This window comes from Bradyrhizobium sp. (assembly GCF_035652035.1).
In the GTDB taxonomy this organism is placed as follows: Bacteria; Pseudomonadota; Alphaproteobacteria; order Rhizobiales; family Xanthobacteraceae; genus Bradyrhizobium.
Window position 1 is genome coordinate 20,564 of the sequence record NZ_DASREO010000012.1, and the last position, 22,478, is coordinate 43,041.

General features: G+C 62.0%; 18 protein-coding genes. 9 read left to right on the top strand and 9 right to left on the bottom strand.

Going from position 1 to position 22,478, the window contains the following annotated elements; translation table 11 throughout:
- Positions 1-16 precede the first annotated feature (16 nt).
- From VFB05_RS03610 to VFB05_RS03625, 4 genes are all read left to right on the top strand, one after another.
- A complete protein-coding gene (locus VFB05_RS03610; RefSeq protein WP_325008879.1) occupies positions 17-1,000 on the top strand; it encodes an NAD(P)-dependent oxidoreductase in 984 nt (327 codons plus the stop codon).
- 3 nt (positions 1,001-1,003) lie between these two features.
- Positions 1,004-1,804: an N-acyl homoserine lactonase family protein gene (locus VFB05_RS03615; protein WP_325008881.1), complete on the top strand. Its 801-nt coding sequence runs from the start codon at positions 1,004-1,006 to the stop codon at positions 1,802-1,804.
- Between the two features lie 3 nt (positions 1,805-1,807).
- The gene (locus VFB05_RS03620) at positions 1,808-2,740 is read left to right on the top strand and encodes an NAD(P)-dependent oxidoreductase (protein WP_325008883.1); all 933 of its coding nucleotides are present in this window, start codon (positions 1,808-1,810) and stop codon (positions 2,738-2,740) included.
- Between the two features lie 108 nt (positions 2,741-2,848).
- Entirely contained in the window at positions 2,849-3,898 is a 1,050-nt protein-coding gene (locus VFB05_RS03625) for an ABC transporter substrate-binding protein (RefSeq protein WP_325008886.1), read from the top strand.
- A 190-nt stretch (positions 3,899-4,088) separates the two neighbouring features.
- Here VFB05_RS03625 and pyk read toward each other — a convergent pair whose 3' ends face one another.
- Genes pyk through hyi form a run of 4 tightly spaced genes read right to left on the bottom strand, consistent with a single transcriptional unit; the run spans position 4,089 to position 8,548 of the window.
- A complete protein-coding gene (pyk, locus tag VFB05_RS03630; protein WP_325008888.1) occupies positions 4,089-5,549 on the bottom strand; it encodes a pyruvate kinase in 1,461 nt (486 codons plus the stop codon).
- Positions 5,550-5,573: 24 nt separating this feature from the next.
- Positions 5,574-6,836, bottom strand: coding sequence for a glycerate kinase (locus tag VFB05_RS03635; protein ID WP_325008890.1), 1,263 nt, complete (start codon positions 6,834-6,836; stop codon positions 5,574-5,576).
- Between the two features lie 17 nt (positions 6,837-6,853).
- A complete protein-coding gene (glxR, locus tag VFB05_RS03640) occupies positions 6,854-7,741 on the bottom strand; it encodes a 2-hydroxy-3-oxopropionate reductase (RefSeq protein ID WP_325008892.1) in 888 nt (295 codons plus the stop codon).
- A gap of 21 nt (positions 7,742-7,762) precedes the next feature.
- Positions 7,763-8,548 carry a hydroxypyruvate isomerase gene (hyi, locus tag VFB05_RS03645; protein WP_325008894.1) on the bottom strand — a complete coding sequence of 262 codons (786 nt, stop codon included), beginning with the start codon at positions 8,546-8,548 and terminating at the stop codon, positions 7,763-7,765.
- A 635-nt stretch (positions 8,549-9,183) separates the two neighbouring features.
- Here hyi and oxlT point away from each other — a divergent pair.
- Together oxlT and VFB05_RS03655 are read left to right on the top strand one after the other, a co-directional pair.
- On the top strand, positions 9,184-10,536 hold the full coding sequence (gene oxlT / locus VFB05_RS03650) for an oxalate/formate MFS antiporter (protein ID WP_325008896.1): 1,353 nt from the start codon (positions 9,184-9,186) through the stop codon (positions 10,534-10,536).
- On the top strand, positions 10,533-11,306 hold the full coding sequence (locus VFB05_RS03655; protein WP_325008898.1) for a fumarylacetoacetate hydrolase family protein: 774 nt from the start codon (positions 10,533-10,535) through the stop codon (positions 11,304-11,306). The genes oxlT and VFB05_RS03655 overlap by 4 nt, the downstream gene beginning before the upstream one ends.
- A gap of 323 nt (positions 11,307-11,629) precedes the next feature.
- Here the strand turns inward: VFB05_RS03655 and pdxA are convergent, their stop codons facing one another.
- Entirely contained in the window at positions 11,630-12,655 is a 1,026-nt protein-coding gene (gene pdxA, locus VFB05_RS03660) for a 4-hydroxythreonine-4-phosphate dehydrogenase PdxA (RefSeq protein ID WP_325008900.1), read from the bottom strand.
- A 62-nt stretch (positions 12,656-12,717) separates the two neighbouring features.
- Positions 12,718-13,806 carry a four-carbon acid sugar kinase family protein gene (locus tag VFB05_RS03665; protein WP_325008902.1) on the bottom strand — a complete coding sequence of 363 codons (1,089 nt, stop codon included), beginning with the start codon at positions 13,804-13,806 and terminating at the stop codon, positions 12,718-12,720.
- A 341-nt stretch (positions 13,807-14,147) separates the two neighbouring features.
- Here VFB05_RS03665 and VFB05_RS03670 point away from each other — a divergent pair, with 341 nt between their 5' ends.
- On the top strand, positions 14,148-16,634 hold the full coding sequence (locus tag VFB05_RS03670) for a PAS domain-containing protein (RefSeq protein WP_325008904.1): 2,487 nt from the start codon (positions 14,148-14,150) through the stop codon (positions 16,632-16,634).
- 174 nt (positions 16,635-16,808) lie between these two features.
- On the opposite strand, the gene VFB05_RS03675 is transcribed toward VFB05_RS03670, so the two are convergent.
- Positions 16,809-17,489 (bottom strand): TetR/AcrR family transcriptional regulator, encoded by a 681-nt coding sequence (locus tag VFB05_RS03675; RefSeq protein ID WP_325008906.1) that lies wholly within the window; start codon positions 17,487-17,489, stop codon positions 16,809-16,811.
- Between the two features lie 153 nt (positions 17,490-17,642).
- Between VFB05_RS03675 and VFB05_RS03680 the strand changes: the two genes are divergently transcribed.
- On the top strand, positions 17,643-18,860 hold the full coding sequence (locus VFB05_RS03680; RefSeq protein WP_325008908.1) for an HlyD family secretion protein: 1,218 nt from the start codon (positions 17,643-17,645) through the stop codon (positions 18,858-18,860).
- A gap of 40 nt (positions 18,861-18,900) precedes the next feature.
- Positions 18,901-20,523, top strand: coding sequence for a DHA2 family efflux MFS transporter permease subunit (locus VFB05_RS03685; RefSeq protein ID WP_414643142.1), 1,623 nt, complete (start codon positions 18,901-18,903; stop codon positions 20,521-20,523).
- A 5-nt stretch (positions 20,524-20,528) separates the two neighbouring features.
- Here the strand turns inward: VFB05_RS03685 and VFB05_RS03690 are convergent, their stop codons facing one another.
- Positions 20,529-21,167: a hypothetical protein gene (locus tag VFB05_RS03690; RefSeq protein ID WP_325008910.1), complete on the bottom strand. Its 639-nt coding sequence runs from the start codon at positions 21,165-21,167 to the stop codon at positions 20,529-20,531.
- Positions 21,168-21,392: 225 nt separating this feature from the next.
- On the bottom strand, positions 21,393-22,280 hold the full coding sequence (locus tag VFB05_RS03695; protein WP_422652934.1) for a M15 family metallopeptidase: 888 nt from the start codon (positions 22,278-22,280) through the stop codon (positions 21,393-21,395).
- Between the last annotated feature and the right edge of the window lie 198 nt (positions 22,281-22,478).

Consider the following 22,478-nt stretch of genomic DNA (forward strand, 5'->3'; position numbering starts at 1 on the left):
CGAAAGGGCAAAACCGATGAACGTGTTGGTCACAGGGGGCGCGGGATTCCTGGGCGGCTACATCATGGCTGCGCTCCTCCGACAGGGGCACGACGCTTTCGCCTACGACGTTGCGCCGCCGTCGGCGGAGACGCTGGCAGTTTCGCCCGACACTGCGGTGCGCTTTCGTTCCGGCCAGATCAGCGACATCGCGCGGCTGTTTGCGGTTTGTCGTGCTGAAAAGATCGAAGCCATCATTCACTCGGCTGGAATGGTCGGCCTCGAACTGTCACTCGAGCAACCGATCGCGACCTATCAGACCAACGTCATGGGCCTCGTCAATGTCTGCGAGGTCGCGCGGCAACTCGAAATGCGGCGCGTCGTCTTCGTGTCCAGCAATGCCGCCTATCACAAGGGCTCCGGCGCCACACTCGTCGAAACGGATCCTGCGTTTTCGATCCGCGACGCCAACCCGGCCGGTCATTACGGCACATCCAAGATGGTCGGCGAAGCGATCGGCCTCGCTTACGCAAACTTCCAGGATCTCGATTTCCTGGCCATTCGCGTCACAGCGATCTACGGCTTTGGCATGCGCTTCCCGATGTACGTCAAGCCGATGGTCGAGAATTCCGTGCTTGGCAAGCCAACGCGCTTTGCGACCGGCGGGCGCATGAAACGCGACTATACCCATGTCCTCGATTGTGCCGGCGGCATCGTCGCCGCCCTCAACGCACCGCCATGGAAGGCCGGCGAGCAGCGTGTGATCAACGTCGCGAACGGCAACGCACGAACTGCCGCAGAAGTCGCCAGCATCGTGCGCGACACGATTCCGGGCGCCGACATCGAGATCGGCGACGAATTGACGCCGCTGGAAGAGCAGAACGTCAAGATGCGCACTTCGCTCGACAACGCCGCCGCCAAACGCCTTCTGAACTGGTCACCGCAATGGCCGCTTGAGAAAGGCATTGCGGAATATGCCGAAACATTCCGGCGTCACCTTTCCCGCACCTCGACGAGTTAACTCATGTCCGCCCTTCCCGTTTATGAAGTCTATGCCATCCGTTACGCCACCCGCGCCGCAAAGCGATCGGAGAATTTCATTGGCGGCGATCCACACGACGGGCCGATGCCGCTCGACTATTATGTGTGGGCCGCGATCGGGCCGGATCGGAGCTATGTGATCGACACCGGCTTCACCGCCGAGGTCGCCGCAAAGCGCAAGCGCGACTATCTGCGCTGCCCGATCGAGTCGTTGAAGCTGATTGGCCTTGATCCGACAAAAATCGCCGACGTCATTCTCACCCATCTGCATTACGACCATGTCGGCAGCTTCGAAAAACTGCCCGCAGCGACCTTTCACTTGCAGGAAACCGAGCTGCATTATGCGGTCGGCCGCTACATGAAATACAAGAAGTTGCGGCATTCCTACGAGGTCGACGACGTCGTTGGCATTGTCCGCGCCAATTATGCCGGCCGCGTCAATTTCTACGAAGGCTCTGCCGAGCTGTCGCCGGGGATCACCGTCCACCCTGCCCCCGGCCATTCCGCAGGACTCCAGTTCGTGCGGGTGCACACCAAACGGGGCTGGGTCGTTCTCGCCTCCGACGTCACGCACTTCTACGAGAACATGGACGAGCACAAGCCGTACGTGACCGCTTTCCATATCGGCCAGATGCTGGAAGGCTTCGACAAGCTGCGCGCAGCCGCGCCCTCGCCCCAGCACATCATTCCAGGTCATGATCCGCTTGTCATGAAGCGCTACAAGGCCCCGCGCCCCGAGCTTGAGGGCATTGTGGTGCGGCTCGACGATCCGCCAAAGGAGTAAGCGATGAAAATCGGCTTTGCCGGACTGGGCGCAATGGGAGGCCCGATGGCCGGTCATCTCATCGACGCCGGCCACACGCTTCATGTCCTGACGCGCCGTCGCGAGTCGGCGGCCGCGGCGATCGCGAAAGGCGCGATCTGGGCGGAGACGCCGAAGAATCTGGCGGCAAACTCAGACATCGTTGTCACCGTGCTGCCCGGTCCGCCCGAGATCGAAGCGATCATGGCCGGCGAGGACGGCCTGCGCGCCGGCTTCAAGACCGGAACCACTTACATCGACTGCTCGACGAACTCGCCGGCGCTGGTGCGCGAGCTTTCAGCCGATCTCGCAAAAATCGGCGTCTCCATGCTTGACGCGCCGGTCAGCGGCGGGCCAAAGGGCGCGGCGTCGCGAAAACTCGCGATCTGGGTCGGCGGCGAGAGGACGGCCTACGATCGATGCAAGCCAATCCTCGATCTGCTGGGCGATCAGGTGCGCTATCTCGGCGAAAGCGGCAATGCCTCGGTCGCCAAGCTCGTGCACAATTGCGCCAATTACGGCATCCAGATGGTTCTGGCTGAGGCCTTCACGATGGGAGTGAAAGCCGGAGCCGATCCTTTGGCGCTGTGGAGCGCGATCCGCCAAGGCTCACTCGGACGCCAGCGTGCAGTCGATCGCATGGCCGATCAATTCCTGCCGCACGAATTCGACACCCCGGCCTTTGCTCTGGAGCTCGCGCACAAGGACGTGGCGCTCGCCACCGCTCTGGGGCGCGAGATCGGCGTGCCGATGCGCTTTGCCAACATGACACTCGCCGAGATGACGGAAGCCCTCAACAAGGGCTGGGGCAAGCGCGACTCGCGCTCGGCGATGCTGATCCAGGAAGAGCGCGCGGGCCTCGACATCCGCGTCCCCCGCAACGTGCTGCAGGATATTTTGAAGAACGAACCACTTTGAACGGTTGCGATATTTCTAACAGGCAGGATCGACTAATGTCCTAGGGACAGCCTCAATTCAAAAAATCAAGAATGCGCCCAAAAAGACGGCGTGGGAGGAAACGAAACAATGAAGCATGCTTTGGCAATTTCGGCTGCCGCCCTGGTGGTGCTGGCCGCAAGCGGCGCGCCAGCTGCGGATAATCCGGCGCTCGAAAAAAAGAGCCTCACCATCGCGGTCGGCGGCTCGATCAGCCAGATGAACAAGGTCGCCTACTTCGTCGCGTTGAACCGAAAATATTTCGAGCAGGAAGGCCTGACCATCGAGTCCAACGCCTTCGCGTCGGGTACGGCGGCGTTGCAAAGTCTCGTCGGCGGCAGCGCCGATGTCGCGGAAGGCGCCTATGAGCATACGCTGCGCATGCAGACCAAGGGCGTCAACATTACCTGCCTCGTGCCTTACGGCCGCTATCCCGGCAACGTGCTGGTGGTGCGCAAGTCTGAAGCCGACAAGATCAAGGCCGTTGCCGACCTCAAGGGCAGGAAGATCGGCATCTCCGCGCCGGGCTCCTCGACCCACAACTTCGTCGCCGGGCTGATGGAACGCGCCGGCGTCTCCTGGAAGGACGCAAGCTACGTTTCGATCGGGACGGGTCCGAGCGCCGTCGCGGCGATGAAGACGGGCGGAGAACTCGACGCACTGGTCAATCTCGATCCCGCGATCAACGCGCTGGTCGATGGCGGCGACGCGGTCGTCCTCACCGACAGCCGGACGGCGGAAGGCACGCAGCAAGCCTTCGGTGGTGGTTACCTTGCCGACTGCCTGATGGTGAAGACTGATTTCCTGAAAGCCAATCCGAACACGGCGCAGGCAATCACCAACGCGATCGTCCATGCCATGCAGTGGTTGAAGACGGCCTCGATCGACGACATCATGAAGTCGCTGCCGCCCTCTTATTACAAGGCCGACGAGGCACTTTACCGGGCGTCGCTGCAGCGAAACCTGTCGGCGTTCCAGTGGGACGGCCTGGTGACGCAGGACGCCGCGCAGAACGTGCTCGACTCGATTGCGGTGCTTGATCCCGTGCTCAAGCACGCCAAGATCGACTTCAGCCTGACCTACGACAACAAACTGGTCGAGACTGCACTAAAGAAATATCATTCGCCGGTTTCGCAGTGAACCGCCCGCACCACACGGCAATGGACGGCTAGTGTCCCGATTCCGAAGTTCGTAGCATTTTTCGGAGCCACGTTTCGAACTTCGGAATCGAAAGAACGTTAGCTAGTTTATTGGTCTAGTGTGGTTTTGGTTCAGAAGTCCGCATGGCGGTACCCGCGGCAACAATGATGCAGACTTCTGAACCGCCACACTAGATTTCGAACGCACCATAGGCCGGCGCATCCGCGCAGATCACGGGTTGCGAGATTCTCGCGATCCGCAAATTGTTCGTGGTGCCGGCCTCACCGAACGGAATGCCGCCGACGATAATGAGCTGCGTTCCATCCGGGGCGATCCCCTCGCTTGCGGCTGTCTCGCTGGCGCGGGCGATCATTTCCTCGTAGCTCGCGACGTCCCGGGAAAAGACACTGTGGGTCCCCCACAATACATTCAAGCGCCGGGCGATTTCGTCGCGCGGGGTCAGCGCGATGATCGGCGCAGCCGGACGCCAACGCGCGATGCGCGCGGCCGTTGCACCGCTATAGGTGAAGGCGGCTATCACCGCATGGTCGAGTTGGTCAGCGACGTCGGCGGCACTCTTCGAAACCACTTCGGACGGGATCGCGTCGATGCCGATGTCGATCGCGTTCACGAACGATCGATAGAGCCTGTGGGCTTCCGTTCTGCGGATGATCCGGTCCATCACCTCGACGGACTCCACGGGATAACCTCCGACAGCAGATTCAGCCGATAACATCACGGCGTCAGCGCCGTCATAGACGGCGGTCGCGACATCGGACGCTTCGGCGCGGGTCGGCGTCGGCGACGACACCATGGATTCGAGCATCTGGGTCGCAACGATCACGGGCTTCATGGCCGCGCGGCATTGCTGGACGATCTGCTTCTGCCAGCCCGGCACTTCCTCGCAGGGAATTTCGACCCCGAGATCGCCGCGCGCGACCATGATGCCGTCGGCGGCCGCTACGATGCCCGCAATCTGCGCCAGCGCGGCAGGCTTCTCGATCTTGGCCATCAGCGCGGCGCGTCCGCCGATCAAGTCTCGCGCGGCCGTGATATCGGCGGCGGACTGCACGAAGGACATGGCGACCCAGTCGACCCCGAGATCGAGGCCTAGTTCGAGGTCGCGGCGGTCCTTCTCCGTGATCGGCGAGATCGCAAGGACGCTGTCCGGCAGATTGACGCCCTTGCGGTCGCGCAGCACCCCTCCGTTCAGCGCGCGCGCGGTCATCCGGTCGCCGCTGACATCCTCGATCCGCAGCCGAATACGGCCGTCGTCGATCAGAAGGCCGTGGCCGGCGGACGCCGCCTCGAAGATCTCCGTGTGCGGCAGCGGAATGTGACGGTCACTGGCTGTCTCGCCGGCGGCAAACGAAACGATATCGCCGGCAGCGACGCGCCGCTCGCCACCGGGAATGCGCCCGAGACGAATCTTCGGACCTTGCAGATCCTGAAGCAGCGCGATTGGTCGTCCGTGCTTGCGCTCGAGCGCGCGCAAGGCGCGATGCACCGCGACGTGGTCGGCGCGCTCGCCGTGGCTGAAGTTCATGCGGAACACGTCGACGCCGGCGAGAAACAGCTTTTCGAGCACATCAGGCGCGGCGCTGCTCGGACCGACGGTTGCGACAATCTTTGCTTTGCGCTGCCGATGCATGGTGTGTTCCGCCGGAAAGAGGACTCAAACGATCAGGATGGCCCGGAAGTCGTTGACGTTGGTCATGGTCGGGCCGGTCACGACGCCGTCGCCAAGGCTTTCGAAAAAGGAATGGGCGTCATTGCGCACCAGGCTCGACTTTGCATTCATTCCCATCTGCCGCGCCCTCGCCTCGCTGTCCGGCAGCCAGATGGCGCCTGCGATCTCTTCGATCCCGTCGATCCCGTCAGTGTCGCCCGCGATCGCCGAGATATGCGGATGACTTTCGAGCGCGATGCCAAATGCCAGCAGGAACTCGCTGTTGCGGCCGCCGCGTCCTTCGCCGCGCACCGTCACCGTGGTCTCGCCGCCTGACAACAGCACGCAAGGCGGCACCATCGGCTCGGCGTGGTCGGCGATGTTGCGCGCGATGCCTGCGAGCGCGGTGCCGACATGGCGCGCCTCGCCTTCGAGGCGATCAGAGAGCAGACGCGGCGTGATGTTCGCCGCGCGCGCGACTTCTGCCGCGGCCTGAAGCGATTTGCGCGGGGCGGCGATGATGCGGGTCTCGACGCCGGCAAGGCGCGGATCGCCCGGCTTGATGCTCTCGCGGTGACCGGACACCAGTAGCGTGTGAATTGGCGGCGCAACCGGAATGTCGAAGCGTTCGAGAACGGCCATCGCGTCCGCGCATGTCGTCGGATCGGCGACGGTCGGACCGGAGGCAATGTCGGCCGGATTGTCGCCGGGAACGTCCGAAATCAAAAGGCTGACGACCTTGGCCGGATAACAGGCGGCGGCGAGACGGCCGCCGGCGAGCGCGTTGACGTGCCTGCGGACGCAGTTGATCTCGCTGATCGTTGCACCCGAGCGCAATAGTTTGGCATTGAGTTCGACGAGGTCATCGAACGCGACGTCCGCGATCGGCGACGTCAAGAGCGCCGAGCCGCCGCCCGACAGCAGCACAAGGACAAGATCGTCTTTTGTGAGGTCCGACACCAGCGAAAGGATTCGTCGCGCTGCGCGATCGCCGGCCCGGTCAGGATCCGGATGCGACGCCTCGACCACCTCGATCTGACGGCACGCGGCTCCATGACCGTAACGAGTCACGACCAGTCCTTCGAGCGGTCCGTCCCAATGCGCTTCGACGGCGGCGGCCATCGCGGCGGCAGCCTTGCCCGCGCCGACCACGATCGTGCGGCCCTTCGGCCGCTCCGGCAGGTTCGGCGGCACGCATCGCGCGGGCGCAGCGGCATCGATGGCCGCCTGAAGCAGGTCCCGCAGAAAGCGACGATGATCGATGGTCATGACGCCGCCCTCGATAATTATCGCCGCGCGATCTCGTGACCCGCTGACAATTCCAGCGCCTTCACCATCGCGGAATGATCCCAGGCCTTGCCGCCATGGGCGGCGCAGGCGTTGAAAAGCTGTTGCGCTGTGGCAGTGGACGGCAGCGATATCCCGAGCGCGCGGGCGCCTTCGAGCGCGAGGTTGAGGTCCTTCTGGTGCAATTCGATCCGGAAACCCGGCTCGAAATTGCGCTTCACCATGCGCTCGCCATGCACCTCGAGGATGCGCGAGGATGCGAAGCCGCCCATCAGCGCCTGCCGCACCAGCACGGGATCGGCGCCCGCTTTTGAGGCGAACAGCAGCGCCTCGCCGACCGCCTCGATGGTCAGCGCCACAATGATCTGGTTGGCGACCTTGGTGGTTTGGCCGTCGCCGTTGCCGCCGACCAGCGTGACGTTCTTGCCCATCAGCGCGAACAGCGGCTTGACCTTGTCAAAAGCGGCCTGCGCGCCGCCAACCATGATGGTCAGCGAGGCGGCCTTGGCCCCGACCTCGCCTCCGGACACCGGCGCGTCGAGATAGTCAGCTCCGAGCGCATTGATCCTCTTCGCAAACTCCTTGGTCGCGAGCGGCGAAATCGAACTCATGTCGACGACGATCTTGCCCTTCGACACGCCTTCCGCGACGCCGTTGCGGCCGAACAATGCGGCTTCCACATGCGGCGTATCCGGCACCATCAGGATGACGATTTCGGCTTTCTGCGCGACTTCCTTCGCCGTGTCGCACGCCACCGCGCCGGCCGCGACGAGATCCTTCGGCAAACTTGCGATGTCGTGCAGGAACAGGCGATGTCCCGCGGCCTGCAGATGACCCGCCATGGGACGACCCATGATTCCGAGCCCGATGAAACCGATGTCGGTCATGCGATCTATCTCCGTTTGAAATCAGGCGTGCGCCATCCAGGGGGCGCACCAGTCGAGCCCTTCGCTCGCGGTGGTCTTCGGCTTGTATTCGCAGCCGATCCACCCGGAGTAGCCGAGCTCGTCGAGGTAGGTGAACAGGAAGTCGAAATTGATCTCGCCGGTGCCGGGCTCGTTGCGGCCGGGATTGTCGGCGAGCTGAATGTGCGCGATCCGCTCGAGATGCTTCTTCATGGTGGGGGCGAGGTCACCCTCCATGATCTGCATGTGATAGATGTCGTACTGAATGAAGAGATTATCGGAGCCGACATCGGCGATGATCTGCCGCGCCTGCTCTGTTCCCGACAGGAAGAATCCTGGAATGTCACGCGTGTTGATCGGCTCGATCAACAGGCGGATGGCGTGCTCGGCGAGCGCATGCGCGGCGAAACTCAGGTTCTCGACGAACGTATCGCGCAGCTCTGCGGCGTTCGCACCCGCCGGCGCGATACCCGCAAGACAATTGAGCTGGCGACATTCCAGCGCCCTGGCATAGTCAATCGCCCGCTTCACGCCATCGCGAAACTCGGCGACGCGACCCGGGAAGATGGCGATGCCGCGCTCACCAGCGGCCCAGTCGCCCGCCGGCAGATTGTGCAGCACCTGAGTAAGACCGTATTGCGAAAGTTTCTCGCGCAGCACGGCCTTTTCGAAATCATACGGAAAGAGAAACTCGACGCCGGAAAAACCCGCGGCCTTTGCCGCCGCGAAGCGATCGAGAAACGGGCGCTCGGTAAACAGCATCGTCAGGTTGGCGGCGAATTTCGGCATCATCGGCCCTCGGATCACATGGCGTGATCCGATCATCATTCGCGCTGATGTCGCGTACAACAAAAACGCTATTTGTTTCTCACGATGCGGAAAGCCGACAGAGATTCGTCGCGATATCAACGCGTTGGATTTTTCTTCGATCTGGAAATCGAATGAGGGATTTAGACCAGCCGCGCTTCGACGAATGTCGTCGCGCCAGCGAATATTTCAGGCTCTGTCGGCGAGCGTTGGGCGGAATTCCGATCGCGATATCGATGCTGGCAAACCGCGCAATGCCGTCCGCAATCCCCCATTAGAACCGCACCACCGCCGCTTGGCGTAGCGGACCTCATGCCGCCGAGGACCTTGAAAGAAAAGCGGTTTTTTCGGTCGGTCCCCTCGGGTCAAAAAAGCGCTTGCGTTCTGGTATTTATTATACCAGTATGAGTTTGGCGGTCGCGTTGAGATCGCGCCGCACAGGTTTTCCCTCCCGAACTTTCAAGCCTCGGTTTTGCCGAGGCTTTTCTTTTATCTTCGCGACCTCCCTGACCATCGACCAACGAGCCGCCACGCCCGTCTTGCATAGCCGTCTTGCGTTTTGGAATATTGTATACCAGTATTTTCATGACGGGACAGCACACCCGCTTGGAGGACACATGGCGGCGAAGGAGCAGCAGGGCTTGGCCAACGGAGGCATCTTTCCGTGGCTTCAATTGACCATCGGCATCGTCTGCATGGCGATGATCGCCAATCTTCAATACGGCTGGACACTGTTCGTCGAACCTATCGACGGCAAATATCACTGGGGCCGCACGGCAATCCAGTTCGCCTTCACGATCTTCGTCCTCACCGAAACCTGGCTTGTGCCGATCGAAGCATGGTTCGTTGATCGTTACGGGCCGCGGATGGTCGTGATGTTCGGCGGCGTGATGATCGCGCTTGCCTGGATCCTGAATGCGACGGCAAGTTCGATCGCCGTGCTCTACCTCGCCGCAGTGATCGCCGGCATGGGCGCGGGAGCGGTCTACGGCACTTGCGTCGGCAATGCGCTGAAATGGTTTCCCGGACGCCGTGGTCTCGCGGCAGGCGCAACGGCCGCGGGCTTTGGCGCCGGTGCCGCAATCACCGTGGTGCCGATCGCGGCGATGATCCGATCTCACGGCTATGAGACGACTTTCCTGACCTTCGGGATTGGGCAGGGCGTCGTCGTCTTCCTGCTGGCGCTGTTCTTGCGCGCCCCGGTCGGCAAGCTTCCAATCCAGCGGAAAAACCTGAAGCTGCTGCTCAGCAAGGTGGACTTCACGCCGGTACAGGTGCTGCGCCAGCCGATCTTCTGGCTGCTTTATCTCGTCTTTGTCCTCGTGGCATCGGGCGGACTGATGGTCGCCGCCCAGATCGCGCCGATCGCGCATGATTTCGAGATCGCGGAAGTGCCGGTCTCGCTGTTCGGCCTGCAGGTGGCGGCGTCGACTTTTGCGATTTCGCTGGATCGCGCCTTCGACGGATTCGGTCGCCCGTTCTTCGGCTGGGTCTCCGACAATATCGGCCGCGAGAACACGATGTTCATCGCGTTTACGATCGCGGCGTTGATGCTGTTTACGCTCGCCAACTGGGGCCACCATCCGGTGGTGTTTGTGCTCGCGACCGCCGTCCATTTCGGCGCATTCGGCGAAATCTACAGCCTGTTTCCTGCGACCTGCGGTGACACCTTCGGTTCGAAATTCGCAACGACCAATGCGAGCATGCTCTACACCGCCAAGGGCGTTGCGGCACTTGTCGTTCCGCTTTCGAGTGTCCTGGCCAGCCGCTTCGGCTGGCACTGGGTTTTCTTCGCCGGCATGTGCCTCAACGCCATCGCTGCCATGCTCGCCATCTTCCTGGTCAAGCCGCTCCGCAAGGCCTTCATTCTCGGCGGCAAGGCCGAGCTTTCCTTGCGCGATCAGAACATCGAAGCCGCGGGCCTGGCCTTCGCGACCACACACTCTCAATCTGACGAGGACCACGCATGACACACTGGATACGCTATCGCCGTCGCGGCGAAATCGGCTTTGGAACGCTTGACGGGGACACCATTGTCGAACATGTGGGCGATCTGTTCGATATGCCGCGCGCGACCGGCCGCGGGATCGCACGCAGCGAGGTCGAGCTGCTCTCGCCAGCCAGTCCTTCCAAGGTCATCGCGCTGTGGAACAATTTTCACGCACTGGCCGCAAAACTCGCCGTGCCCGAGCCGGCCGAGCCGCTTTACCTGTTGAAGGCGCCCTCCTCCGTGACGTCGCCGGAAACTGCAATTGCGCGACCGGCGTCCTATGACGGCAAGATCGTCTACGAAGGCGAACTCGGCATCGTCATCGGGCGCACCTGCCACAACGTCACGCCGGAAGACGCCGGCGCTCATATCTTCGGCTACACCTGCGTCAACGACGTCACGGCCGCCGATATCATCGCAAAGGACAAGACCTTCGCGCAGTGGGCGCGCGCCAAGAGCTTTGACGGCTTCTGTCCGTTCGGGCCGGTCATCGCGACCGGGATCGATCCGTCGTCGCTCGTGGTGCGGACCTTGCTCGATGGCGTCGAGCGCCAATCCTATCCGATATCGGACATGATCTTCAGTGCGACGGCGCTGGTGAGCAAGCTGTCGCACGACATGACGCTATCGCCCGGCGACCTGATCTGCTGCGGGACCTCGCTTGGTGTCGGCAGCATCAAGGGACCGGTCAACGTGATCACCGTCGCGATCGAAGGCATCGGCGAGTTGCGCAACGAGCTTCTTCAATAGTTCGGCGCAGTCGCGGCCTCGGGAGGCGCTCTTGCGAAAAACGAACTCCGGGACAAAGACGAGCTTTGACGACGCTGCGGATCGCGCGATCGAGCTTGCTCGCGATATGCCGCCGGGGCCCGGACGTATCCGGGCCTTGAAGGAGGCGGGCTTGCTTCGCCAAATAGCTGAACTCGCGCGCAAAATTGCCGCCAGGGAAAGCCCGTCCGCCGGAAGCGCCGGCATCGAGCACAAGCGAAATGTCGCCGCGCGCGTCAAAGGCCCCAAGCAAGATAATACGGGTCAGGACGAAGCTGAAGACTGACCGCACTAGCGAACAGGTTTCAAGCTGCGCCGTCTGACAGACGCTCGGCATATTCGATCGCTTCGATCATGCTGCGCTCGTTGGCAATGCCCTTGCCGGCGATGTCGAAGGCCGTGCCGTGATCGACCGAGGTGCGGATGATCGGCAAACCGAGCGTGATGTTGACGCCTGAAAGCTCCTGCCACTTGCCGGTCTTGGGATCGACCTCGAAACCGAGCAGCTTGACCGGGATATGCCCCTGGTCGTGATACATCGCCACCACTGCATCGTACTGGCCGGCGCGCAGTTTGACGAACACGGTATCGCCGGGGACGGGACCTGCGACATCAAGACCATCAGCGACGGCATGCGCGATCGTCGGCTGCGATACGTCGATGTCCTGGCGGCCGAACAACCCTCCCTCGCCGGCGTGAGGGTTGAGCGCGGCCACTGCGATTTTCGGCCGTGCGATGCCAAGACCAAGTAGCGCCTTGTGCGTGAGGTCGATGACGAGGCGCAAACGCTGCGGCGTCAACCGCGCCGGAACGTCGGCAAGCGCGACATGGGTCGAGACGTGGCTGACCCGCATGTTGCCGTGGGCGAGCAGCATCACCGAGCCGCGAACGCCGGTCAGTTCTGCCAGCATCTCGGTATGACCGGGATAATGATAGCCCGCTTTGTTGAGCGCCTCCTTGTTGAGCGGCGCGGTCACGATGCCACCGACGCGCTTGGCCAGAGACAGGCGAACCCCCTGCTCCACCGCCTTGTAGGCGAAGCGGCCGCCGTCGGCGGACAAGACGCCGGGCGCGATGCGCTCGCTTTCGGTGTCAGCTTGCAGAAAGCTCAAGCTCGGCCAATCGGCATCGTCAGCCGCAACTGTCGGCACATCGAGATCGGCGCCAAGCTGACGAGCCGCCTGATCGAAGGCGCGGCGGCTGCCAATGATCAGAAGCTTGAGGTCGCCGCTCGCAAGGCGATCGCGCAAGCGCGCGCAGGACTTGACGATGATTTCCGGTCCGATGCCGGCCGGATCGCCCATCGTGATCGCCAGATGTCGTTTGCTCATTATTCTCTTGTTCCTGACGTTCTCTTGTCCCCGGCGCGCGAGTCACTCGCGCGAAAATCAAATTAGATCAAGCCGTTTTGTTTCAAAAGCTTCCGCAAGACGTCAGCTGTGCCGAAGGCCCCGGACTTCGAGACGACCTCGACGCCTGACCAGTTGCCGCCCTCAATCACCGATTTGGGAATGCCGGGCTCCAGTCGTCCAAGCAGCCGCAACGCGCGTGCTCCAACCGCAACTGCGTGGGCTTTCAGGGTTTCGCCGCCGGCGACGATCAGACTTCCCGGCGGCCCGATCGACCGGCTCAGCAAAGCGACTTCGCTGGCGAAGCGTTCAGTCACGTCGGCTCGCGAAGCGACCGACGACCCTTCCAGTTTGACGAAGGCGACACCTTTGTCCAGGGCCTGTCTGATCCGCTCGATGTCCAGCGCGATGTCAGCGCTTCGGATCACGACCGGTTCACACGCGGCGAGCTGAAGCGACGTCGTGCGATGATCGGAGCCGAAAATACCGAGCACCGGGCCCTTCAACTCATCGGAAACCCAGACGCCGGCTTCGCGCGCAAGCGCGCTCGCAAGGCCCCCGCTGCCGCACCACAACACTCTTCCAGGATAATTTCTCCCGACCTCGACGACCCGATCCAGATCACCGTCGGATTCGGCATCGAACACGCTGATCCCCGCCTGAAGGGCGGTGAACGGGTTGGCTTGCCGCGCGTCCAGTTTCCGCTCCCGGAGCTGTTCGGTGATCTTCTTGCCGACGGCGCTCCAGCCGCCGTCCGCTGCCCGCGCATATTGCTGGCCGTTGATCGTGCGCCGGCCCTGATGAACGAAGGCAGGCGCAACGATGCACGCATCCCATGCGCCGGTGCCAAGACACGCATCGAGTTCGGCGACCCACGGACCGCGAAGCAGGCTGTCGATTTTCTTGTAGGCGATGCTGGCGTCGGCCAGGCGAGGCGCAAGATCACGCACGATGGCAAAGGCCTGGTCGGATGAAAGCTCGCGCGTGCCGCTATCGATCGCAAAACTTGGGCTGCCGGGCGCAATCGACGATGCAGACCAGCATACCTCCAGCGGGCCAAACTTGCCGACAAGTTCGGCTGACGTATCGAGCGCCCCGGTCAAATCGTCAGCGAGAAGTCTCAATGAAGTCATCGGACCAGTATCCGCGTAAAAATCAAAAGAGCTATGAAAAACTCAAGAATTTCAGACAGCTTCCGAGACGGGGCAGAAGTGCTGCCGTTCTCTTGAAGGGCACTGTTCCACCAAATGGAACCCAAACAAGCTCTCTGCGTCCTACTAGTGCGGCAAATTCGAAGTTCCTATCAGGGCCGCTGCAGGTGGGTCATAGGAACTTCAAATTCAAAGCCGCACTAGAAACAATAGGTCGCTAGAGCTCCTTTGATTCTGAAAGTTCGCATCAGAGGTCGCTGCAATGGCTTGCGAACTTCGGAATCGGAGCTCTAGGGCAGGATTTCTGGAGTAAGTGCGGACCGATGTCGAACCATTTTCCAGATGCCGACCTTTCGTTCCTGACCGGCGGCGGGAAAATGGCCGAGCTGATCCTGCGGCATGACTGGAAGAAGAGCCCTCTCGGGCCGCCTCGCACCTGGTCTCCTACCCTTCGCGCGGCCGTCGGACTGATCCTGCCCGCACAAGCGCAAATCGTCCTGTTTTGGGGGCCTGATTTTATTGCTCTTTATAATGACGCTTATGCGCCGACGATCGGCAGCAAGCATCCGCGCGCGCTCGGGCGGCCGGCGCGCGAAAACTGGTCCGAATTGTGGGGCGATCTCGAGCCGCTGCTGCGCGGCGTCCTCGAAACCGGCCAGACCTTTTCGGCCAGGGACCGGCCCTTTTACATCGAACGCCATGGCGTCGGTGAGACGGTTTACTTCGACGTGTCCTACTCCGCCGTGCGGGAGGGCGACGGCAAGGTGGCAGGCGTGTTGTGTGTCGTCAGCGAGACGACGGTGCGCGTCCATGCCCAGCAACAGATCACGAGCGAACGCGAACGGCTCGCCCAGCTCTTCCGGCAGGCGCCGGGCTTCATGGCGCTTCTCGAAGGGCCCGATCACGTTTTCGGCTTCGTCAATCCTGCCTATCAGCAACTCATAGGCCATCGCGACGTGGTCGGCCATCCGCTGCGCGAGGCACTGCCTGAAGTGACCAGTCAGGGCTTTTTCGATCTCTTGAATCGCGTTTATTCGACCGGCGAGCCCTACGAGGGCAAAGCCATCGCTGTGACGTTGCAGCGCGTGCCCGGCGCCGAGCCGGAAAGCCGGATTCTCGACTTCGTCTATCAGCCGATCAAGAACATCGCCGGCAGCGTGACGGGCATCTTCGTCGAAGGCACCGACGTGACCGACGCGGTGCGGGCCGAGGTCGAATTGCGCGCCAGCGAAGTGCAGTTTCGCTCGTTCGCGCAGGCGATCCCGAACCATTTCTGGACCTCGCCACCGGACGGTCAGCTCGACTGGTTCAACGATCAGGTTTACGCCTATAGCGGCATGCAGCCCGGTGAACTCGATCGCGGCGGCTGGGTCGCCATGGTTCACCCCGAGGATCTGCCGGAGGCGGAGCAACGCTGGCAAAGCGCGCTCTCAAGCGGCGAGATTTACGAGGCCGAATTCCGTCTCAAGCGCCACGACGGCGCCTGGCGCTGGCATCTCGCGCGCGCGGTCCCGATACGCGACACCGAAGGCCGCATCATTCGCTGGGTCGGCACCAATACCGACATCCAGGACCAGAAGGAGGTATCGGCGGCGCTGACCGACATCAACGCCGCGCTCGAAAGCCGCGTCAACGAGCGAACGCGGCAGTTGCGGGAAGCCGAAGAGAAACTGAGGCAGGCGCACAAGATGGAGGCCGTCGGTCAATTGACCGGAGGCCTTGCGCACGATTTCAACAACCTGCTTCAGGGCATCAGCGGCTCGCTCGATCGCATCCAGAGCCGGATCACGAAAGGAAAATGGAATGACATCGATCGCTTCGTGAAAGCCGCCATGGATGCGGCCAACCGCGCCGCGGCGCTGACACACCGGCTTCTTGCGTTTTCCCGCCAGCAGACCCTCGATCCCAGGCCGGCAAACATCAATCACCTGATTGCCGGCCTCGATGACCTGATCCGTCAAACCATGGGACCGACGATCGAGGTCACGGTCACCTGTGCTGACGACCTCTGGCCGACGAAAATCGACATCCCGCAACTCGAAAACGCTCTGCTCAATCTTTGCATCAACGCGCGCGATGCGATGCCGGACGGCGGCAAGCTGGCGATCGAGACCGCCAATCGATTGCTGAACGATGCGGCCGCGCGCGAGCGCGACGTGCCGCCCGGCGAGTATGTGTCGGTTTCCGTGACCGATACCGGCACCGGCATGACGCCGGACGTCATCGCGCGAGCCTTCGATCCGTTCTTCACCACCAAGCCGCTCGGTCAGGGCACCGGCCTCGGGCTATCCATGACCTACGGCTTCGTCCGGCAATCCGGCGGCCAGGTCCGGATCGACTCGGAGATCGCGCATGGGACCGCCGTGCGGATTTACCTGCCCCGTTACTTCGGGGCGCTGGAAAACGAACCGCTGCCGCACGGCGGACCGATGGACCGCGGTTCTGGCGAAACCGTCCTCGTCGTCGACGACGATCCCACAGTCCGGATGCTGGTGACGGAAGTCCTCGCTGAAAACGCCTACAACATTCTCGAAGCAACAGACGGTCCGTCCGCAGCAAGGTTCATCGAATCCGATCGTCGCATCGATCTGTTGATTACGGATGTCGGGCTGCCCGGCGGCATGAACGGGCGGCAGATTGCGGACGCTGCCCGCCTGCGGCGACCCGATCTCAAAGTGCTGTTTATCACCGGCTATGCCGAGAACACCGCGATCAAGGACGGCGATCTGGACCCGGGCATGGCGATTCTGGCCAAGCCTTTCGCGATGTCCGCTCTCGGCAGCAAGATCCGGGCAATGCTAAAGGCCTGATTCGGCGTCCTAGTACCGCCGATCTGAGGTCCCTGCCCCGCAAGCGGCGAATTCGATCAGGGACTTCAGATCGACAAGCGGTACTAGAATCAATGAGTTTGTGAGTAGCCCATGGCTTTCCGAAGTTCGTGAAGGTGGGTGCTGCGATGGAGCACGAACTTCGGAAAGTGGGCGCTAGGCCGCGCATCCACGCAGGAACATCTCCGCAACTGCCTGCGCGCGCTGCTCCAGCTCTTCATGGGTCAGCGTCGGCGCGTGGCCGAACATCACCGCGCGTTGCGGCTGGAACACCAGCATACCGAGCAGCATGCCGGCCGCGGTCTCCGCATTGTCGATTCTGATCAGGCCGCGCTCGTTCTGCGTCTGCAGCCAGCTCGCAAGCGTGCGCTCGGTCCGCCGGATCGCCTTGTGATAGAAGGTCTCGGCTATTTCCGGAAACTTCTCGCTGTCGCCGATGATCACGCGCTGAAGCGAGATCACGTCGCCATCGAGGATCAGTTCACCGCAGACGACCAGCGCCTCACGCAACGCTTTCTCGATGTTGCTGCCGTCGCACGCCCGCAAGCGCACCACCGACGTAAAGGTATCGATGCGGTCCGTGATCATCGCCTCGAACAGCGCCGCCTTGTTCGGGATTAGCCGGTAGAGCGTCTTGGTGGAAATGCCGGCGCGCCGTGCCACGCCATCCATCGAGGTCGCTGCATAGCCGTTCGCGGCGAATTCGAGTCGCGCCGCCTCGAAGATAACGCCGCGCGTTTCCTCGTCGCAGCGCGCCTGCGGCCGTCCGCGGCCGCGCCGCACTTCCACGCACGGGTCGTCCCGTTTTGCTTCGGTCTTTGTCTTTGTCGTCGTCATGGCGAGCCATGCTTTTAGATGATGACTGTCATTCTATTGACAGCCCCAATATGGCAGCTATTTTGGAAAACGTCAAGTTTCCTAATTCACCTCACTGGGGGCGGAAGTGGTTTTCCGCTTTTACGGCAAGGGGTTAAGCCAAAGAGGATCGCCATGACCCGTCATTCCACCGCCTTCGAGGCCGAACAGGCGCTTCCGGCCGATACCGTCCAAAAGCTCGTCGCCGTGCCCTCGCCCGCGCCGGAAACACCAGCGCCAGCAACGACATCCGCCCGAAAGGACAAGCTGCGCCGGCTTCTGATGGCGGGCGCCGCCGTCGCCGTTTTGGCCAGCGCATCCTGGTACGGCCATGATTACTGGACGGTCGGCCGTTTCCTGGTCTCGACCGATGACGCCTATGTGAAGGCTGACAACACCACCGTCGCCCCGAAGGTCTCGGGCTATCTGCATGAAGTGCTGGTCGGCGATAACGAGCGCGTGACCGCGGGCCAGGTGCTGGCGCGGATCGACGACCGCGACTTCAAGGTGGCGCTCGACCAGGCCAAGGCCGATGTCGCCGCAGCGGATGCCGCGATCTCCAGCAAGCGCGCCCAGCTCGACGTCCAGCAGGCGATTATCGACGCAGCCCGGGCGACGCTCGACGTCGACACGGCGTCGGCGACTTTCGCCACGCAAGAGAACAAGCGCTATACCGACCTCGCCGCGACCGGCTACGGCAGCGTGCAGAATGCGCAGGCCGCGCAGTCGCGCAATGCGAGCGCACAGGCCGCGATCGAGCGCGACAAGGCGAACCTTGCCTCGGCGCTGAAGCAGGTCGAGCTGCTCAAGGCCGAGAGCCTGCAAGCCAACGCCGCCGCCTCGCGCGCCAATGCGTTGCAGCACCAGGCCGAGCTCAATCTCTCCTACACCACGATCATCGCACCGATCGACGGCGTGGTCGGCAACCGCACGCTGCGCGCCGGCCAGTACGTGCAGGCCGGAACGCAATTGATGTCGCTGGTTCCGGCGAGCGGCGCCTACGTGATTGCGAACTTCAAGGAGACGCAGCTCACCAACGTGCAGGCTGGTCAGGCCGTCGACATCAATGTCGACATGTTCCCGGGCAAGCCCGTGCATGGCCACGTCGACAGCCTTGCGCCCGCCAGCGGCCAGGAGTTCGCGCTGCTGCCGCCGGACAATGCGACCGGCAACTTCACCAAGGTCGTGCAGCGCATCCCCGTCAAGATCACGCTGGATGCATCGAGCGTCGAACTCCGGCCCGGCATGTCGGTGATCCCGACCATTCAGACGCGCAAGCGCGAGCCGGTGACGGTCAGCATACCGCCGCTTGGCTCGCACTCCAGCGTGGCGCTGCTCGCTTCGCAAAAGTGACGTGAGTGATGAAGCTAAAGAAGAGATTAAAGGTGATGCCATGTCAGACCTTGCACTCTCGACCTCCTCCACTCCTCACCGCGTCACAGCCGCCGTTGTGACGTCGGCATCCGCCAGCCGCGCCAGCGCCACGGTCTGGATCTCGGTGATGGCCGCGATGATCGGCGCATTCATGGCGATCCTGAACATCCAGATCACCAATGCCTCGCTTCTCAATATCGAGGGCGGCATCGGCACCGGCGTCGACAACGGCTCCTGGATCTCGACGTCCTACCTGATCGGCGAGATCGTGGTGATCCCGCTGACCGATTATCTCAGCCGGATGTTTTCCTATCGCAACATCATCCTCTCATTTGCGACGCTGTTTGCAGCGTTCTCCGTCGCCTGCGCCTTCACCCACGACCTGCCCTCGATGATCGCGATGCGCGGCTTTCAAGGCTTTTTCGGAGGCGTTCTGATTCCGATGGCCTTCACGCTGGTCTTCACCAAGCTGCCGAAGGCGCAGCAGCCGATCGGACTCGCGATGTTCTCGCTCGCGGTGACCTTTGCGCCCGCGATCGGCCCGACCATCGGCGGCTATCTCACCGAGAATTACGGCTGGCAGACCATCTTCTTCGTCAACGTGATCCCGACCGTCGTGATGGTCACGACGCTCTATGTCACGCTGGAGCGCCAGCCGATGAACCTCAAGCTGTTGGCGGAAGGCGACTGGTTCGGCATCGCCACGATGGCGGTCGGGCTTGCCTCGCTGCAAGCCGTGCTGGAGGAAGGCAACAAGGACGACTGGTTCGGCTCGCCCTTCATCGTCAAGCTTGCGGTGATTGCCGCCGTCAGCCTTTCGCTGTTCATTGCCAACGAACTCCTCGTGGAGAAGCCGTTGGTCCGTCTGCGCCTCCTGACCCGGCGCAGCTTTGGCTTCGGCACCCTCTCGGCCACATTCCTCGGCTTTGCCCTGTTCGGGACGGTCTATCTGCTGCCCGCCTATCTGGGCGAGGTCCAGCATTACAATGCCGAGCAGATCGGCTCGGTTCTGGCCTGGACCGGTCTGCCGCAGCTCCTGCTGATTCCGCTGGTGCCGAAGCTGATGCAGCGTTTCGACGTCCGCTTCATCGCCTTTACCGGTATGGGCCTGTTTGCGATCTCTGCCTTCATGAACACGACGATGTCGCTCGATTATGCCGGCGACCAGCTGTTCGTGCCCAACATCGTCCGCGCGGTCGGCCAGGCGTTGACGCTCGCACCGCTCAGCGCGCTCTCGCTCGGCAGCGTTGCGCCGCAGGACGCGCCCGCCGCCTCCGGCATCTCAAACATGATGCGTAACCTCGGCGGCGCCGTCGGCACCGCGTTGCTCGCCACCATCGTCACCAAGCGCGAGCAGTTCCATTCCAACATCATCGGCCAATCCGTGCACCTCGGCCGCGAGGAAGTTCGTGCCCGGATCGATCAGATGACCAACTTCTTTCTGGCGCACGGCGTGACCGATCCCGCGACCGCGCATCGGCAGGCGATCATCGCGCTAGGCAACTCCGTCAAGCAGCAGGCGCTGGTGATGGGCTTCAGCGACGCTTTCGCCGTGGTCGGCGTGGTGCTGGTGATCGCCGGCATCTTCATCCTGCTCACCGGCAAGCCGAAGGGCGGAGCCGCGGCCGGTGGCGGACACTAGGACAGTCAGAACACAGGACCTGGGCTCGCCACAGTCAGCGGAACTTCTCCAAACAAAATCGGTCCGGCAGGCTTTACCGCATGAACCGATCTCTTGTGCGTCACAAAACGCGCGCGAGGTTGGCTTTTGGGAATCGACGATGTCACGGCCGGTGCACTGGAGTTCTGCAGCAAATCCACCTTCGTTATGAGCGTCGACAGCAGACTATTCATCTTCTTGACGTCGACGTGCTCGTCCGCGATCTGAGCTGAAATGCTCTTCACGTCGGCTTGTTCGTCCGTAATGCTCTGCCGAAGCAACCCGACCGTAGATGACCCTTGCTCGAGCAGGACGGCGTTTTGGTGCAATGAAGAGCTGGTCTCTTGCAGCGAGGCAAGAAGTTGTTTCTGGGTCGACCGGATATCGTCCAGCGTAGCGACAACGGTTTGCGGCACTTGCGCAGGCGCTTCCGTGTGAGGCAGCAGTTGGGCCAGCCGACTGACATTCGACAATGCAAAGTCGGAAGGCGACGACGCATAGACGGCAGCAGCGGCATTCAAGCCCAACGCGAATATGGCAAGCGCTGTAATTCTTTTGTGACCGGGCCCGCCGCCAGGCTTGCTCGCCACCTTGGTTTGGCCCTGCTGTTCCGACGTGATGGTCACGCTCTCGACCTCTCATGATTGGCGCAAATCGAGATCGTCAGGACGACGATTCGCAACTGCTCCATGGAACGTCGGTATGGTTAATTTCAGGTTAGCGGCCCGCGGTGGCCGGCTGCGCGCAAGCAAGCCCCCGACTTCTGCCCTGCGCCCGGGCCTTGCATGCCGGGAGCGTGTGAGCCCCTTGGCAAGCCGCAATGACCTGCTGCTGGTCACCGGCCACGATGGTCAGGTACCAGTGCTACATTCTTTGCGACCTTTTCCCGACCGCCTGCACTGGCGATAGCGTTCGACTTCTCGCTCAAAAATGGCCTTGGCATCGGCAGCCGAAACGCGGGTCAACTGTTCGGCATGCGCCCGACTGAGCTGAAAGTGCTGATAGTCGATTGGATCGTGCCAATCGCCACCCCAAATCGAAAACCCATTGTCTGCGAAGATATCAATGACTGACTCGGCCATGCCAGGCTTCACGGCAGTTCGGTCAAGGTACGGTTTGCCTTCCGCAGGTGACGCCTCGCGCTTTCCTCCCGTCATCTTGACGAACGGATTTTGCACGGGGTTCAGGTCGATGGCGGCACCGTAAGCGTGCAGCGACAGAGTATTGGTTCCGGCGACGACACGGTCATTAAACGACGAGGTGTTGTTGTCGACGTCAGCCGCATCGTCGTCACCGTCGTAAGTGTTCATCAAGCGCACCTTGGCGATCGGAAAACGGCGATCGAGGAGCGAATCGAAAATGGCCGCGACATGGTGCGCGACGGCATCGAGGACAACCATTTCACCATCGGGATGGACGGCGTTGTCAAACCCGAAATAGCTGAACCTGATGAGGGATAGTCGACTGCAACTGACCGGCTTTCCCTCAATCAGCGTCTTGTGACGAACCATCTCGCCACAGAGCTCAGCGGGGACTGCAGAGACAGCAGCTCGAATTTCTGTCGCGGAAGCAACGTCGATCAGGCAGCCTGGAAGGGCATACAACGCCAAGACAATCGATAAAGCTGAAACTCTCATCGTTTTCACGACCTCGGATCGCACGGTCTTCGTATAGCATTCCGGAAGGCGCTGATCTATTCGACCGAAGCTTCGTATCGCACACCATGAGCGCCAGACCATCCGCCATGTCCGGTCACCGGTCCGAAGCGGTCGTCGCGTTAGGAAATGGCCGATTGTGACCGATTGTGTTGAAGAAGTCGGCTCGCGATCGAAGTAGGCAAAATTCGCGGCAAGCCGGCCGTCTCTCAGGCCGGCTTTGGCGTCGGCATTGGTATCAGCTTGGCTAGTTTCCGAAGGTTCTGGGCTGTTGCTGCGAGG

What these genes read in the sequence shown, in the direction of transcription:
- VFB05_RS03610 (WP_325008879.1), top strand. Translation starts at nt 17, where the DNA reads ATGAACGTGTTGGTCACAGGGGGCGCGGGATTCCTGGGCGGCTACATC.
- VFB05_RS03615 (WP_325008881.1), top strand. Translation starts at nt 1,004, where the DNA reads ATGTCCGCCCTTCCCGTTTATGAAGTCTATGCCATCCGTTACGCCACC.
- VFB05_RS03620 (WP_325008883.1), top strand. Translation starts at nt 1,808, where the DNA reads ATGAAAATCGGCTTTGCCGGACTGGGCGCAATGGGAGGCCCGATGGCC.
- VFB05_RS03625 (WP_325008886.1), top strand. Translation starts at nt 2,849, where the DNA reads ATGAAGCATGCTTTGGCAATTTCGGCTGCCGCCCTGGTGGTGCTGGCC.
- pyk (WP_325008888.1), bottom strand. Translation starts at nt 5,549, where the DNA reads ATGCATCGGCAGCGCAAAGCAAAGATTGTCGCAACCGTCGGTCCGAGC.
- VFB05_RS03635 (WP_325008890.1), bottom strand. Translation starts at nt 6,836, where the DNA reads ATGACCATCGATCATCGTCGCTTTCTGCGGGACCTGCTTCAGGCGGCC.
- glxR (WP_325008892.1), bottom strand. Translation starts at nt 7,741, where the DNA reads ATGACCGACATCGGTTTCATCGGGCTCGGAATCATGGGTCGTCCCATG.
- hyi (WP_325008894.1), bottom strand. Translation starts at nt 8,548, where the DNA reads ATGCCGAAATTCGCCGCCAACCTGACGATGCTGTTTACCGAGCGCCCG.
- oxlT (WP_325008896.1), top strand. Translation starts at nt 9,184, where the DNA reads ATGGCGGCGAAGGAGCAGCAGGGCTTGGCCAACGGAGGCATCTTTCCG.
- VFB05_RS03655 (WP_325008898.1), top strand. Translation starts at nt 10,533, where the DNA reads ATGACACACTGGATACGCTATCGCCGTCGCGGCGAAATCGGCTTTGGA.
- pdxA (WP_325008900.1), bottom strand. Translation starts at nt 12,655, where the DNA reads ATGAGCAAACGACATCTGGCGATCACGATGGGCGATCCGGCCGGCATC.
- VFB05_RS03665 (WP_325008902.1), bottom strand. Translation starts at nt 13,806, where the DNA reads ATGACTTCATTGAGACTTCTCGCTGACGATTTGACCGGGGCGCTCGAT.
- VFB05_RS03670 (WP_325008904.1), top strand. Translation starts at nt 14,148, where the DNA reads ATGTCGAACCATTTTCCAGATGCCGACCTTTCGTTCCTGACCGGCGGC.
- VFB05_RS03675 (WP_325008906.1), bottom strand. Translation starts at nt 17,489, where the DNA reads ATGACGACGACAAAGACAAAGACCGAAGCAAAACGGGACGACCCGTGC.
- VFB05_RS03680 (WP_325008908.1), top strand. Translation starts at nt 17,643, where the DNA reads ATGACCCGTCATTCCACCGCCTTCGAGGCCGAACAGGCGCTTCCGGCC.
- VFB05_RS03685 (WP_414643142.1), top strand. Translation starts at nt 18,901, where the DNA reads ATGTCAGACCTTGCACTCTCGACCTCCTCCACTCCTCACCGCGTCACA.
- VFB05_RS03695 (WP_422652934.1), bottom strand. Translation starts at nt 22,280, where the DNA reads ATGGTCTGGCGCTCATGGTGTGCGATACGAAGCTTCGGTCGAATAGAT.